Here is a 14,180-nt window from a genome sequence, read left to right as displayed (position 1 = left end):
GCACCGCGAACGCGGCCGGCGCGGCGCCCGCGATGACGCGGATGCGCGCGCCGAGCCGGGTGGACTCCGCAAGTCGCTCCGCGATCGCGTGCGTCGGCACGACCACGGCATCCGCGTGCTTCTCGGCGCGCTTGAGCATCGCGCGGTGCCAGGCGACGCTCGTGCGCGGCATCCCGGACGGCGAATCCCATGCCTGCAGATCCCACAGCGTCACCACGGTCTGGTCGTTGTCGTGCACCCGGTCGTGGCGGACGAGCGGAGCCATCAGCGTCGGGGAGTGCACGAGGCCGCCGGGCGCGCCGACCGGCACGCCCATCTGCCAGGCCGCGGCGAGCTCCCGCCGGCCGAGGCCGAGCCGGTGCACCTCGGCGAGGCCCGGCATCCGCAGCTCGTCGCCGCCGGACGGCACGATCGCGGCGACGTCGCAGCCGGCCGGGCTCGTCTGGATGAGCGCTGCGGCGCGTTCCCGCGACGCCGTCTCGAGGTGCTGGTCGGTCGGGGTGACGAGCTGGTCGAGCACCACGCGCAGGGTCGTCGTCATCACTGCTCCTCAGTTCGAGGGTGACGGGGATGCCGCCGGATGCAGCAGCTTCTGCAGCTTCGCGTGGATGGCTGCGACATCCGGGTTGAACTGGTCGACGCCCTGGGTGGGGACGAGCTGGATCGCCTGCACCTTCTGGGAGCGCGACTTGATGCCGAGATCCGCCAGGTAGCCGAGCATCCCCTCGGGGATGTCCGTCTTGAACAGGTTCTGCCCGGCCGCCGCGACCTCGCGGAAGCGGGTGAGCAGCGTCGTCGCGTTGACCTGCTTGACGATCGCCTGCTCGAGCTGCGCCTGGCGCTGCACGCGGTCCCAGTCGCTGGTGGTCTCGCGGGAGCGGGCGTACCACTGAGCGGTGTTGCCGTCCATGTGCTGCTCGCCGGGCTCGATCCACCCCTTGGCCCACTGGCTGGCCGGCTCGCCGCGGTACTTGGGGCCGCCGCCGATGGGCAGCCGCTCGGTGACCTTGATGTCCACTCCGCCGAGCGCGTCGACCAGCTGCGCGAACCCGCCGAAGTTCATCAGCACGTAGTACTGGATCTTGACGCCGAGGATGCCCTCGAGTGCGTCGCGCGTCGCCTCGATGCCGGGCGTGGAGCCCTGCGTGACGGCGTCGGGGTAGAGGGAGGAGCCGTGCTTGCACACGGTCACCTCGGTGTTGAGCTGGTTGATGCCGGGTCCCCAGCCGCAGACCGGATCGCCGTGCCCGGTGTGCACCGAGGGGTAGAGGGAGCGCATCGGGCTGCCCGCGACGAACGGGAAGCCCGCCAGGTCGCGCGGCACGCCGGTGGTCGTGATGGCGCCCGTGGTGGCGTTCATGGAGACCACCGAGATGCTGTCGAACCGCATCGACGTGCGCCCCTGGGCATCGTCGCCGCCGAGCAGCATGATGTTGTAGTAGCCGTCGCTGGGCGCCTGCGAGGCGCCGGATGCCCCGAACAGGGTGCCGAACGTGTCGCGCGCGGTCTGCGCATAGCTGGCCGCGGTCACCGCCCCGCCGGAGGCGACGACGAGCAGGACGACCGACAGGATCGGGATGGCGACGCGGGTCCAGGAACGCAGCCGCACGACCCGCACGAGCCGCAGCGTGTCGATCGTGAGCACCACCCAGAGGATCGCGTAGGCGACCAGCAGCACCTCGACCACCAGCAGCACGATGCCGTTGGTGACGAGATCGAACATCGTGCGGCGCGACAGCAGCGCCACGGCGACCGTGACGATCGCGAGCGCCCACATGACGAGCGTGGCGCCGAGGCCGAAGCGGCCGAGCCGCCGGTTGCCGGCGAGCGCCTGGGCGGAGCCCGGAATCAGGAAGTTCAGCAGCACGAGCCACCATCCACGGCGGGTCATCACCTGTTCGGACCCGTCGGGATGCCGGATGGGCTGGGCGGACATGCCCAGGGCGGCCGCGGTCACAGGGCCGCCTTCAGCCGGCGGTTCTTCTCCTCCACCTGGGCCTCCAGGTCGGCGGCGTACGCCTCGACGGCGTCCGCGATGGCGGGGTCGGATGCCCCGAGGATGCGCGCCGCGAGCAGGCCGGCGTTCTTCGCGCCGCCGATGGACACGGTCGCGACGGGGATGCCGGCCGGCATCTGCACGATCGACAGGAGGGAGTCCATCCCGTCCAGCCGCGCGAGGGGAACGGGCACGCCGATCACCGGCAGCGCGGTCACGGAGGCGAGCATTCCGGGCAGGTGCGCGGCTCCGCCGGCGCCGGCGATGATGGCGCGCAGGCCACGGCCCCGCGCCTCGCGGCCGTACCGCATCAGCTTGTCGGGCGTGCGATGCGCCGAGACGACCTCGACCTCGTGCGCGATGCCGAACTCGGTCAGCGCGGCGGCGGCATCCTTCATCACCGACCAGTCGGAGTCGGATCCCATCACGACGCCGACGAGCGGCGCGGGGTGCTCGGCGGACTCCGGGCTGGGCACGGTGGCGGGCTGCGGCTCAGTCACCTGCCCAGGCTAGGCCGCGACACTGGAAGATCCCCGCAACGGCGCGCGTCGCGGTGCCCCGATCAGGCGAAGAAGGCGGCCGCCGCACGGGCGTCGTAGGTGACCTCGTACAGCACGGAGCCGGTGGCGTTGACGTGCCCGACCTTGCGGCCGGGGCGCGGGTCCTTGCCGTACGTGTGCACCTTCACGTCCGGGTGCGCGACCATGGCGGCCGGCATCCGGTCGGCGAGGGTCCCGTCGGCCGGTCCGCCGAGGATGTTGACCATCACCGTCCACGGCGCGCGCGGGTTCGGGTCGCCGAGAGGCAGGTCGAGCACGGCCCGCAGGTGCTGCTCGAACTGGCTGGTGATGGCGCCGTCCTGCGTCCAGTGCCCGCTGTTGTGCGGGCGCATGGCGAGCTCGTTGACCAGCAGCCGGTCGTCGGTGGTCTCGAACAGCTCGACGGCGAGCATCCCGGTCACGCCCAGCCCCTCGGCGATGCCGGTGCCGATCTCGGCGGCGACGGCCTCCAGCCGCGGCGTGCTCTCCGGTGCGGGGGCGATCACCTCGGCGCAGACGCCGTCACGCTGCTCGGTGTGCACCACGGGGTACGCGCGCACGTCGCCGGAGGGGCGGCGCGCCACCTGCTGGGCCAGCTCCCGGCGGAAGTCCACGAGCTCTTCGGCGAGGAGCGCGGAGCCCGCGGCGCGGGCGAACCAGTCGTCGGCGTCGGTGCCGGCCGAGACGACCCGCACGCCCTTGCCGTCGTAGCCGCCGCGCGGCGTCTTGACGATCGCGCGCCCGCCGTTGTCGTCGATGAAGGACTGCAGCTCGGCGGCGTCGTGCACCGCGGCCCACTCCGGCTGCGGCATCCCGAGCTCGGCGAGCCTGGCCCGCATCACCAGCTTGTCCTGCGCGTACTGCAGCGCGTCCGGCCCCGGGTGCACGGCGACGCCGGCGTCGACGAGTGCGTGCAGCACGTCCTGCGGCACGTGCTCGTGGTCGAATGTGATGACGTCGACCTCCCGGGCGAAGTCGAGCACGGTCTGGGCGTCGCGGTAGTCGCCGACCGCGGTCGCGGCGATCGCCGCCGACATCCCGGGCTGCTCGGCGAGGACCCGGATCTCGACCCCGAGCTCGACCGCGGGTGCGATCATCATCCGCGCCAGCTGGCCCCCACCGACGACACCGACTCGCAGGCTCATGCTGCTCCTTCCGTCCGCCCCATTCTCGCGCACCGCGCGGGGCTGCGGTTACGGCAGCAGCGGGGACGGCCGGGTCGCCTGGCCCGGGAGCGCGCCGCCGTCCCGGTGGGCGAGCATCTGGCTCATCTCGACCTGATCGACGAGCACTTCGTGCACGAGCTCGGCGCTCGGCACGTCCACCAGGCGCAGCGGCTGCTCGACGCCGTCGGAGAGGGTCAGCGTTCCCGACCCCCACGGCCGCTGCAGGATGCGGCGGCGCACCGCCACGTGGTACCCGCGGGCGTGGTTGAGCTCGCGCCGGTGCATGACGAGGATGCCACGCCGCTCGATGACCCGGCGCGTGGTGATCGTGTACGTGTGCGTCCACCACGACAGGAACGGCAGCACCACGAGCAGCAGCACGACGAGCGCGGCGACGGCGACCAGCATCCAGTCCTTCGCCCACGGCCACGGGAGGTTGTCGTAGAAGAAGCCCGTGACGCCGGCGACGGCGATCAGCACCGCGGCGGGCCAGACCAGCAGCCGGCCGTGCCGCCGGAAGCGCGCCACGCGCAATTCCGGCGTCGCGGAGCCGGATGCGGGCGTCGGCGGCCGGTTCATCGGCCCGAGGGGCTGGGTCACCCCACCATTGTGCCCCGGGCCGCCCGCGAAACCGCCGATCGGATGAGGCGCGTCAGCGCACGTGCACGACGTCTCCGGCCGACAGCGACCGCTCACCGGAATCGGATGCGACGACCAGGCGCCCGTCCTCGTCGAGCCGCACCGCCCGGCCGACGACGGCGGAGCCGTCCGGCAGCGACACGCGCACGTCGAGCCCGATCGTGGCGCACACCGTCTCGACCGCGGTGCGCAGCTCCGCGGGGGCCCCGCCGTCCGCGGCGAGGTCACGCAGCGCGCGGTCCAGCTCGCGCACGTAGTCGGAGAGCAGGGCGTCCTCGTCGGCGACGGCGCCGAGCACGGCGAAGGAGGTGGCCGTCGGCACCGGCAGCTCGTCGGCGGGCATCGTCGTGTTGACACCCGAGCCGATCACGACGGCTCCCGGGTCTCCCGGCACGACCTCGGCGAGGATGCCGCAGATCTTGCGGCCGTCGACGAGCACGTCATTGGGCCACTTCATCCGCACCGTCTGCTGCGGCAGCTGCGCGGCGACGGCGCGCGTCATGGCGGCCCCGGCCACCAGCGGGATCCAGCCACGCGCGGCGGGGGCCACGTCATCCACCCGTACCAGCACCGACACCGCCAGCGCTCGCCCCGGCCCGGCGACCCACGAGCGGTCCAGGCGCCCCCGGCCGCCGGTCTGATCGCGGGTGAGAAGCACGGTCAGGTGCGGCAGCGCGCCTGCCGGGCCGGCGGCCCGGGCGACGAGCTGGGCGTTCGTCGAGGCGCTCTGCGGCGTGATCTCGAGGGAGGAGACGAGCGCGTTCAGGCGGCGGAAGGAGCCATCGTCGGGCATCCCGTCAGTCTAGGCCGGAGGCAGGTTCGGAGGATCCCCACCAAGAGTCGCGGATCGCCTTGTGCCGAGCCTCCAACCCTCGCCGCGGGCCGATCGCTAGTCTGGAATCCGTGACGGATCAGCCGGACCTCTCCACGACCGCGGCGAAGATCGCCGACCTGCGCAGCCGCTATCAAGAGGCGGTGGTCGACGCTGAGGCGACGGCGCAGACGAAGCAGCACGCGAAGGGCAAGCTCACCGCGCGCGAGCGCATCGAGCTCCTCCTCGACAAGGGGTCGTTCTCCGAGCTCGACGAGTACGTCCGCCACCGCACCACGGCATTCGGCATGGACAAGGCGCGCCCCTACGGCGACTCGGTGGTCACCGGCGTGGGCACCATCCACGGGCGCACCGTCGCCGTGTACGCCCAGGACTTCTCCACCTTCGGCGGCTCGCTCGGCGAGGTCGCCGGCGACAAGATCATCAAGGTCATGGAGTTCGCCATGCGCTCGGGCATCCCGTGCATCGGCATCCTCGACTCGGGCGGCGCCCGCATCCAGGAGGGCGTGGTCGCGCTCGGCAAGTACGGCGAGATCTTCCGCCTGAACACCGCCGCCTCCGGCGTGATCCCGCAGATCTCGATCATCATGGGCCCCGCGGCGGGCGGCGCGGTCTACTCCCCCGCACTCACCGACTTCGTGGTCATGGTCGACAAGACCAGCCAGATGTTCGTCACCGGTCCGGACGTCATCAAGACCGTCACCGGCGAGGACGTCGGCATGGAGGAGCTCGGCGGCGCGTACACGCACAACACGCGCTCCGGGGTCGCGCACTACCTGGCCGAGGACGAGGACGACGCGATCGACTACGTGCGGACGCTCCTCGGGTACCTCCCCGACAACAACATGTCGGAGCTGCCGGTGTACGAGTCCGACTTCGAGTGGGAGACCACCGACGCCGACCGCACGCTGAACACGCTCATCCCCGATTCCCCGAACCAGCCGTACGACATCCACACCGTCATCGAGCACGTGGTGGATGCCGGCGAGTTCATCGAGATCCAGCCGCTGTTCGCGCCGAACATCGTGATCGGCTTCGGCCGCGTCGAGGGCCGCACCGTCGGCATCATCGCCAACCAGCCGTCGCAGATGGCCGGCACCCTGAACATCGAGGCGGGCGAGAAGGCGAGCCGGTTCGTGCGCTTCTGCGACGCGTTCTCGGTGCCGATCGTCACGCTCGTCGACGTGCCCGGCTACCTGCCCGGCACCGACCAGGAGTGGACCGGCGTCATCCGCCGCGGCGCGAAGCTGCTGTACGCGTACGCCGAGGCGACGGTTCCGCTCGTGACCGTCATCCTGCGCAAGGCCTACGGCGGCGCGTACATCGTGATGGGCTCGAAGCAGCTCGGCGCGGACATCAACCTGGCCTGGCCGACCGCGGAGATCGCGGTGATGGGCGGCCAGGGCGCGGTGAACATCCTGTACCGCGGCGAGATCAAGCGCGCCGAGGAAGCGGGCGAGGATGTCGCCGCCGTGCGCGCACGCCTGGCGAACGAGTACCTCTACAACGTCGCCTCGCCGTTCCTGGCCGCTGAGCGCGGCGAGCTCGACGGCATCATCGAGCCCGCGCAGACGCGCGTCTCGATCGCGAAGGCCCTCCGCTCCCTCCGCGGCAAGCGCGCCAGCCTGCCGCCGAAGAAGCACGGGAACATCCCCCTGTGAGCGCAGCTCGCGAGACAATGGACGACATGACGCTCGCCGACGATCCCGCACCCCTGCGCGTCGACGTGCTGCGCGGCAATCCGGGCGATGACGAGCTCGCCGCGCTGGTCGCCGTGGTGACGGCCGCCTACGCGGAGGAGGCCGGCGACGCGCTCGCCGACGACGAGCCGACGCGCAGCGTCTGGTCCCTCTCCCAGCGCGGCCTGCGCCGGCCGCTGGCGCGCGATCGCGGCTGGAGCAACTTCCCCGGCTGAGCGTCCTGCAGGCGATTGTTGGACCGAGTTTGAACTTTTCAGCAAACTCTCAGGTTCTGTCCCCCGAAATGCCTACAGACCTACTGAATGCCATGGGTGATACTTGAGGTGCTGGAACGCTCTGTATGCGTTCGGCCGAACGGTCAGTCCTGGGAAGACAGATCGTGCGTTCGGCCCTGGCCGACGGTTTTTCGGGTAACCGTCCGCCGAGGTGGGGGGCAGGGAAACCGCCCCCCACCTCCATCCGAACCTCTTCCGCTGCGCGACGCCGCAGACACGTCGGACGTCTCCGCGCCGCCGCAGACGGCGTCGCCCCTCAGACGTCGCGGTGGATCTCACGCCAGAGGTCGACGCTGTCCTCGTCGGTGAGCAGGCCCGCGGGCGACGAGCGTCCCACGACGGTCACCGCGATGCGCGGGTCTGACGACGTGCGCACGTACAGCCGGTCGGAGGTGGCATCGGCGATCGTCGCGGCCAGCTCCGCGCGGATGCTGACGAGTACACCGGCATCCGTGCCCTCCAGGCCGCCCTCGTCGAGCAGCGTGACCGTCACGCCGCGACGGCGGGCGGCATCCAGCGCGCCGCGCACGTGGTCGTCGAGCAGACGCGGCGCCCGCAGCTCGTCGCGCAGGCGCGCCTCGGCCCGCAGCGCTTCGGCGCGCATCGCGGTGGACAGCGCACCGCCGGTCTCGATCGTGCGGGTGAGCACGGGGCCGGCGACGTCCAGTGCGCGCTGCACCTGGATGCGGCGCTGACGCTGGCGGCCGACCTGGTCCGCCTGCAGCGCCGTGGCGGTGCGCCGCAGCTCCGCGAGCCGCACCGTATCGCGCACGGCGCGGTCGAAGAACGAGATCAGCAGCTGCGCCACGGCCACCCACATGAGCGAGCCCACGAGGCCGAAGCCGAGCGCGCCGAGCGGCCCGAACGAGATCATCGAGGTGATTGTGAGCGCGGCCATCCCCGCCCACGCCCAGATCGGACGGCGGCGCACCATCAGGATGGTCATCAGCGCGCCGATCTGCCCGATGTACGACGTGCCGACGGCGTCCGTGTGCAGGGCCGGGCCGGCCGCCCACGTGGTCGCGATCGGGTCGATCACGGCCTTCGCGACGGCGAGCACCGCCACCCACGTCGGCACGCGCGTGGTGCCGCTGATGCCGGCGTTCGACTCGCCGTCGACGGACTCGGCCGGCTCGCCCAGCGACCCCACGAACAGGCACAGCATGCACACCACGACGTAGAACACGTCGCTGACGATGAGGGCGACGGGGTAGGCCGGGTTCGCCGTCCACACCTCGCCGCGCAGCGTGAGATAGAGGGTGAACGCCGTGCCGAGCGTCAGCAGGATGGTGCGGGCGCGCATCAGAGCTCCTCCCTCTCGGATTCGCTCCAGGTCAGCGTGACCGCGGTGCCGTCGGCACCGGAATCGATCTGCGCGCGTCCGCCCACGGCCGCCATGCGCGCCACGATGGAGGCGCTGATGCCGAGACGGTCCTCCGGCACCTCCTCCGCGACGAAGCCCTCGCCGGCATCCACCACCGTGACGGTCACCTGCAGCGGCTCGTACGTCGCCGTGATGGATGCCGCAAGACCGGCCGCGTGGGCGTGCTCGATGGCGTTGCTGATGGCCTGCACGCCGGCGAGCGCCAGTGCACGGGCGACGCCGCCCGGCACGGTGCCGGTGGCCGGGCTCGACACGGAGATCGGGCTGCCCAGGTGCACCGCGGCGCGCTCCAGCTGCTGTGCGATGACGTCGAGGGCGACCGGGGCATCCGGACCGACCTCGGCATCCTGCTCGGTGTTGGCGAGGCGGGTGAGCGCCTCACTCGCCATGCTCACCGCGAGCTCGCGTTCGCGACGGCTGTACGCGCGCGCGGCGGCGATCAGGGCGGACAGCACGCTGTCGTGCATGAGGGCCCCGACGGCGAGGCGCTCCTGCTCGGCGGCATCCGCGGCGATCGCCTCCGCATAGGCGGCGTCCGCGATCGCCCGCCGGTGGTCCACCGTCGAGGCGGCGCGCCGGAAGAGCCAGCCGAGGGTCAGCAGGATGCTGCCGAACACGAGCGCGAACGAGGTGTCCAGGAGCAGCAGCGGCAGCGCCTGCGGGGCGAACTCGAACTGGATGAGCCGCACCGTCATCCACTCGAGCGGCACGAAGGCCGTCCACGCGATCTGCCATCCGAGCGGGAAGGCGAGCACGGCGGCCACGGTGATCACGTTGATGAGGAAGAAGGGCCACGGCTCGTCGAGCTGCGTCGGCGGGATCGGGCCGGTCAGAAACGGCCACAGCGCGATCGCGACGACCCCGACGACCGCGAAGATCGAGCCGAAGAGCTTGGTGAACCGGCCCACGAAACACGCGACGATCATGACGGCGAGCGGCACGAACACCATGATCTCGAGGGCGGGATGCCAGGCATCCGCGCTCTCCCCGCCGCCGAGGGCGGCGACGAAGCCCTGCGCGCCGAGCATGGCGCAGCCGAAGCCGATCACGATCGCCATGCTCCGCTCGACCCGCGAGCGCGTGAACGTGCCCAGATCGATCGCGCTGAGGGGCTCGGCCTGGACCCCGCCCACGGTGTCGTCCGCTGCGCTCACGTCAGTGCCCGCCGTCCAGCAGATCCTCCGGCAGCAGGCCGTCCTCTTCCGCCCTGCGACGCAGGTCGAGCTTCGTGGGGGCGTCTCGTCCGACGTCGAGGTACTTCACCCGGATGCGCGCGATGTTCTCCTTCGCCGTCGAGTACGCCACGCCCAGCTGGGATGCGACGGCCTTCAGAGGCAGTCCGGCGGCGTACAGCCGCAGCACCTCGCGCTCGCGCGTGGACAGCTGGGCGTCGGCGAACGCGCGGTCTCCCTCGATGGCGCTCGCCCACTCCACGTTGTTGAGAGCCTCGCCGGCGGCGACGATCATGATCGAGCTCAGGACGTCGCCCGTGGGCGAGGACTTGCTCACGATGCCGGCGGCTCCGGCGACGAGCGCCTCGCGCACGGTCGCCGGGCGGTCCGCGACGCTGTGGATGATGACGTTGGCGCCGTCGGCGGTGAGCCGCTGCACGTTCTCGGTGACGGTGGTGCCGTCGCCGAGCGTCAGATCGAGCACCACGACGTCGGCCGGGGGGATCTTCCCGGCCATGCGCTCCTTCAGATACGCCAGCACCGTCGCCCCGGAGAATTCGACGTCCAGGACGCCGGTTCGCGCGCACGCGGCCTCGAGCCCGAGACGCACGGACTCATGATCATCGATCAGGGCCACACGCGTCATAGCCGTACTTTACTGGCTAGGTGCGCTCCAGCGTGGCGACTGTCTCGACGTGGTGCGAGTGCGGGAACAGATCGAACGCGTTGAGGTGCGACACCTGGTATCCGGCGTCGCGGAAGGTGCGCAGGTCGCGGGCCAGCGCGACCGGGTCGCAGGCGACGTAGACGACGTTCGCGGGGCCGAGCTCCGTGAGCGCCTCCACGACGTCGCGGCCGGCTCCGGAGCGGGGCGGATCGAGCACGACGACCCCGCGTGCGATGCGTGCGCGATCGGCTGCGCTGGCATCCGCCGCGAGCCGCGGCAGCCAGCGGTCCACCCGGGCGCGGACCACGTCGGCGCCCGGCCACGCGGCGAGGTTCTCGATCGCATGGTCCGTGGCGCGGGCATCTGACTCGACGCTCGTGACGTGCCGGCCGGCCTGCGCGGCGATCGCCGTCGCGAACAGGCCGACACCGCCGTACAGGTCGAAGTGCTGCGCCTCCGGATCGACGGCGAGCCCTCCCAGGATGCCGCTCACGGTGCTGAAGAGCGTGTCCGCCGCGAGACGGTGCACCTGCCAGAATCCGCCGGCATCCACCCGGAAGCGGTGCGCGCCGACGTTCTCGACGACCTGCTCGCGGGCCTCGGCCGGCGTGCCGCGGCGCGCATCGGGCCGCGGGATGACCCGGACGGTCCCGTCGGCCGGCTGCACGAGATCGATGCGGCCGGGCTGCGCGCCGCCGCGGTCGGCGACCGCACGCGCCACCCGCTCGATCTCGGCGGTGGCGAGGGGCAGGTCGTCGAACCGCACGACGCGGTGACTGCGTGCCGCGTAGGGGCCGACGGCGCCGTCCGCGTCGACGTGCAGGCTGACGCGGGTGCGCCACCGGGTCGCCTCCGGGCGTTCCCAGGTGCGCTCGTCGTCGCCGACACCGGCCGGGTGCACCAGCACCGAGGCTTCGATGCCGGCGAACCGCTGCAGCGCGTCGCCGATCACGTGCGCTTTGAGGCGGCGCTGGTGCCGGATGTCGATGTGTCCGAAATCGGCGCCGCCGGGCCGGTTCTCCGGGGCCACGTCGATGTCCGCCTGGCGCCACACGTGCTGCTGCCGGTGGCTGGAGGCATCCAGCACCTCGAGCACCTCGCCGCGCCAGAACGACGCCTTCGACGTGTCGGTCAGCCGCACGCGCACGCGCTCCCCGGGGATCGCGTCGGGCACGAACACGACGCGGCCCTCGTGCCGGCCGACGAAGACCCCGCCGTGGGCGACGTCGGCGATGTCGAGGTCGAGGAGGTCGCCGGGCTGCATCCCTCCAGCATCCCACGCCCCGCCGCGCAGCCGCACGGGTGCAGCCCGGAAGCCTAGGCTGAGGGGGTGCGCGTGTGCCTGGCCTCCACCTCCCCCGCCCGCCTGATGCTGCTGCGTCAGGCCGGCATCGAGCCGGAGACGATGGCTCCGCGCGTCGACGAGGACGCCGTCATCGCGGCCGTCGAGCAGGCGGAGGAGCGCACGCTGACCCCCGACGAGCACGTGCTGCTGCTCGCCCGGCGCAAAGCCGCGGACGTCGCGGCGACCCTGCGGGAGCGCGACCCGGACTTCGACGGCATCGTGATCGGCGGGGACTCGATGTTCGCGTTCGGCGACGAGGTGCTCGGCAAGCCGCATCGGCCCGAGGTGGCCTCCGCCCGGTGGCACGCGATGCGCGGGGGCACCGGCATCCTGCACTCCGGCCACAGCGTCTTCCGGCTGCAGCCGGGGCGTCCGGCGGTGGAGGCGCACGCGGTCGCGACCGCGGCCGTGACGTTCGCCGCCGACGTGGACGACGCCGAGATCGAGGCGTACGTGGCATCCGGCGAACCGCTGCAGGTGGCGGGCGCGTTCACCGTCGACAGCCTGGGCGGCGCGTTCATCGAGCGGGTGGACGGCGACCCCTCGACCGTGGTCGGGATGTCGCTGTCGACGCTGCGCCGGCTCGTGCGCGACCTCGGCGTGTCGTGGCCGAGCCTGTGGCAGACGCGCGACGCGTAAGAGGCTTCCGACGAAGCTTCGTGCGTTTTCTTGTGCGAGGTGCTCAAAACCGGACGTCCGAGCATCGCTAGGCTGGCATTCATGCCTGACATCGCCAAGGTTCTCGTTGCCAACCGCGGCGAGATCGCCGTCCGTGTCATCCGCGCCGCGCGCGACTCCGGAAAGGCCTCGGTCGCGGTCTACGCCGACCAGGATCGTGACGCCATGCACGCCCAGCTCGCCGACGAGGCGTACGCGCTGGGCGGCAGCACCAGCGCCGAGACCTACCTGTCGATCGAGAAGATCCTCTCCATCGCACGCCGTTCCGGGGCGGACGCCGTGCACCCGGGCTACGGCTTCCTCGCCGAGAACGCCGACTTCGCCCGCGCCGTGATCGCGGCCGGCCTCATCTGGATCGGCCCGTCACCGGAGGCCATCGAGGCGCTCGGCGACAAGGTCACGGCGCGCCACGTGGCCGAGAAGGTAGGCGCCCCGCTCGCGCCGGGCACCCCCGGGCCCGTCGACGGCGCCGACGAGGTCGTCGCCTTCGCCCGCGAGTTCGGCCTGCCGATCGCCATCAAGGCCGCCTACGGCGGGGGCGGTCGCGGACTCAAGGTCGCCCGCGAGTTCGACGAGATCCCCGAGCTGTTCGAGTCCGCCACCCGCGAGGCCATCAGCGCCTTCGGCCGCGGCGAGTGCTTCGTGGAGAAGTACCTCGACAAGCCGCGTCACGTCGAGACGCAGTGCCTGGCGGATGCCGCCGGAAACGTCGTCGTGGTCTCCACGCGCGACTGCTCGCTGCAGCGCCGCCACCAGAAGCTCGTCGAGGAGGCCCCGGCGCCGTTCCTGACCGACGCGCAGAACGCCACGCTGTACGAGGCGTCCAAGGCCATCCTGCGCGAGGTCGGCTACGTCGGCGCGGGCACCTGCGAGTTCCTCATCGGCGCCGACGGCACCATCTCGTTCCTCGAGGTGAACACCCGCCTGCAGGTGGAGCACCCGGTCTCCGAAGAGGTCACCGGCCTCGACCTCGTGCGTGAGCAGTTCCGCATCGCCGAGGGCGGCATCCTCGACTACGACGACCCGGAGCCGCAGGGCCACTCGATCGAGTTCCGCATCAACGGCGAGGACCCGGGGCGCGGGTTCCTGCCGCAGCCCGGTCCGGTCAAGGCCTTCCGCACGTTCGGCGGCCCCGGCATGCGCCTGGACTCGGGCGTCACCGCGGGTGACGTGATCAGCGGGGCGTTCGACTCCCTGCTCGGCAAGATCATCATCACCGGCCGCGACCGCGAGGAGGCGCTGGAGCGCTCCCGTCGCGCCCTCGACGAGTTCGAGGTCGCCGGCCTGCCCACCGTGCTCCCCTTCCACCGCAAGGTGGTGCGCGAGCCCGCGTTCACGGCCGAGGACGGCGAGTTCGGCGTCTACACGCGCTGGATCGAAACCGAGTTCGTCAACGACATCCCGCCGTGGGACGGCGAGCTCTCCGACCCGGCCGCACCCGAGACGCGCCACACGGTCGTCGTCGAGGTCGCCGGCAAGCGCCTCGAGGTGAGCCTGCCCGACCGCATCGTCGCAGCGCCGCGCGAAGGGGCCGGCCGCCCGGCTGCCGTGCCGCCGTCGCGGCGCAACCACTCCACCACGGTCTCGTCCGGGGCATCCGGCGATGCGGTGAAGTCGCCGATGCAGGCCACCATCGTCAAGGTCGCCGTCGAAGAGGGCCAGGAGGTCGTCAAGGGCGACCTGGTCGTCGTGCTCGAGGCCATGAAGATGGAGCAGCCCATCCAGGCCCACAAGGACGGCGTCATCGGCGCGATCAACGCCGAGCCCGGCACCACGGTGTCCGCCGG

Annotated in this window: 13 protein-coding genes and 1 pseudogene; 4 read left to right on the top strand and 10 right to left on the bottom strand. The window is 71.9% G+C overall.

Annotated features, from left to right (window positions below; translation table 11 throughout):
* The 6 genes and pseudogenes from VJR25_RS03880 to VJR25_RS03855 form a co-directional block, all read right to left on the bottom strand.
* Window positions 1-541 (bottom strand): annotated as a pseudogene (locus tag VJR25_RS03880) (glycosyltransferase); the annotation flags it as partial.
* Window positions 542-550: 9 nt separating this feature from the next.
* Window positions 551-1,957: an LCP family protein gene (locus VJR25_RS03875; protein WP_324112707.1), complete on the bottom strand. Its 1,407-nt coding sequence runs from the start codon at window positions 1,955-1,957 to the stop codon at window positions 551-553.
* On the bottom strand, window positions 1,954-2,421 hold the full coding sequence (purE, locus tag VJR25_RS03870) for a 5-(carboxyamino)imidazole ribonucleotide mutase (RefSeq protein ID WP_324112712.1): 468 nt from the start codon (window positions 2,419-2,421) through the stop codon (window positions 1,954-1,956). Before purE ends, VJR25_RS03875 begins: the two co-directional genes overlap by 4 nt.
* A gap of 137 nt (window positions 2,422-2,558) precedes the next feature.
* Window positions 2,559-3,680, bottom strand: coding sequence for a 5-(carboxyamino)imidazole ribonucleotide synthase (locus VJR25_RS03865; RefSeq protein WP_324112705.1), 1,122 nt, complete (start codon window positions 3,678-3,680; stop codon window positions 2,559-2,561).
* 48 nt (window positions 3,681-3,728) lie between these two features.
* Window positions 3,729-4,301 (bottom strand): PH domain-containing protein, encoded by a 573-nt coding sequence (locus VJR25_RS03860; RefSeq protein WP_324112702.1) that lies wholly within the window; start codon window positions 4,299-4,301, stop codon window positions 3,729-3,731.
* Window positions 4,302-4,353: 52 nt separating this feature from the next.
* Window positions 4,354-5,133: a biotin--[acetyl-CoA-carboxylase] ligase gene (locus VJR25_RS03855; protein ID WP_324112699.1), complete on the bottom strand. Its 780-nt coding sequence runs from the start codon at window positions 5,131-5,133 to the stop codon at window positions 4,354-4,356.
* 110 nt (window positions 5,134-5,243) lie between these two features.
* On the opposite strand from VJR25_RS03855, the gene VJR25_RS03850 reads away from it, so the two are divergent.
* Together VJR25_RS03850 and VJR25_RS03845 are read left to right on the top strand one after the other, a co-directional pair.
* Window positions 5,244-6,833: an acyl-CoA carboxylase subunit beta gene (locus tag VJR25_RS03850; RefSeq protein ID WP_414683727.1), complete on the top strand. Its 1,590-nt coding sequence runs from the start codon at window positions 5,244-5,246 to the stop codon at window positions 6,831-6,833.
* A gap of 26 nt (window positions 6,834-6,859) precedes the next feature.
* Window positions 6,860-7,087 carry an acyl-CoA carboxylase epsilon subunit gene (locus VJR25_RS03845; protein ID WP_324112697.1) on the top strand — a complete coding sequence of 76 codons (228 nt, stop codon included), beginning with the start codon at window positions 6,860-6,862 and terminating at the stop codon, window positions 7,085-7,087.
* 316 nt (window positions 7,088-7,403) lie between these two features.
* On the opposite strand, the gene VJR25_RS03840 is transcribed toward VJR25_RS03845, so the two are convergent.
* The 4 genes from VJR25_RS03840 to VJR25_RS03825 are packed head-to-tail and all read right to left on the bottom strand — an operon-like array spanning window position 7,404 to window position 11,634.
* The gene (locus VJR25_RS03840) at window positions 7,404-8,450 is read right to left on the bottom strand and encodes a hypothetical protein (protein WP_324112695.1); all 1,047 of its coding nucleotides are present in this window, start codon (window positions 8,448-8,450) and stop codon (window positions 7,404-7,406) included.
* Entirely contained in the window at window positions 8,450-9,685 is a 1,236-nt protein-coding gene (locus tag VJR25_RS03835) for a sensor histidine kinase (protein ID WP_324112694.1), read from the bottom strand. The genes VJR25_RS03840 and VJR25_RS03835 overlap by 1 nt, the downstream gene beginning before the upstream one ends.
* Window position 9,686: 1 nt before the next feature.
* Entirely contained in the window at window positions 9,687-10,349 is a 663-nt protein-coding gene (locus tag VJR25_RS03830) for a response regulator transcription factor (protein ID WP_324112692.1), read from the bottom strand.
* A 16-nt stretch (window positions 10,350-10,365) separates the two neighbouring features.
* Window positions 10,366-11,634, bottom strand: coding sequence for a class I SAM-dependent RNA methyltransferase (locus VJR25_RS03825; RefSeq protein ID WP_324112691.1), 1,269 nt, complete (start codon window positions 11,632-11,634; stop codon window positions 10,366-10,368).
* A 66-nt stretch (window positions 11,635-11,700) separates the two neighbouring features.
* On the opposite strand from VJR25_RS03825, the gene VJR25_RS03820 reads away from it, so the two are divergent.
* Window positions 11,701-12,354 carry a Maf family protein gene (locus VJR25_RS03820; protein ID WP_324112689.1) on the top strand — a complete coding sequence of 218 codons (654 nt, stop codon included), beginning with the start codon at window positions 11,701-11,703 and terminating at the stop codon, window positions 12,352-12,354.
* Between the two features lie 81 nt (window positions 12,355-12,435).
* On the top strand, window positions 12,436-14,180 hold a 1,745-nt coding region (locus VJR25_RS03815), incomplete at its 3' end, for an acetyl/propionyl/methylcrotonyl-CoA carboxylase subunit alpha (RefSeq protein WP_324112687.1).

Source organism: Microbacterium sp. (genome assembly GCF_035277845.1).
Taxonomy (GTDB): Bacteria; Actinomycetota; Actinomycetes; order Actinomycetales; family Microbacteriaceae; genus Microbacterium.
Note: the sequence above shows the minus strand (reverse complement) of the source record. Positions and strands in the feature narration are given on the sequence as shown.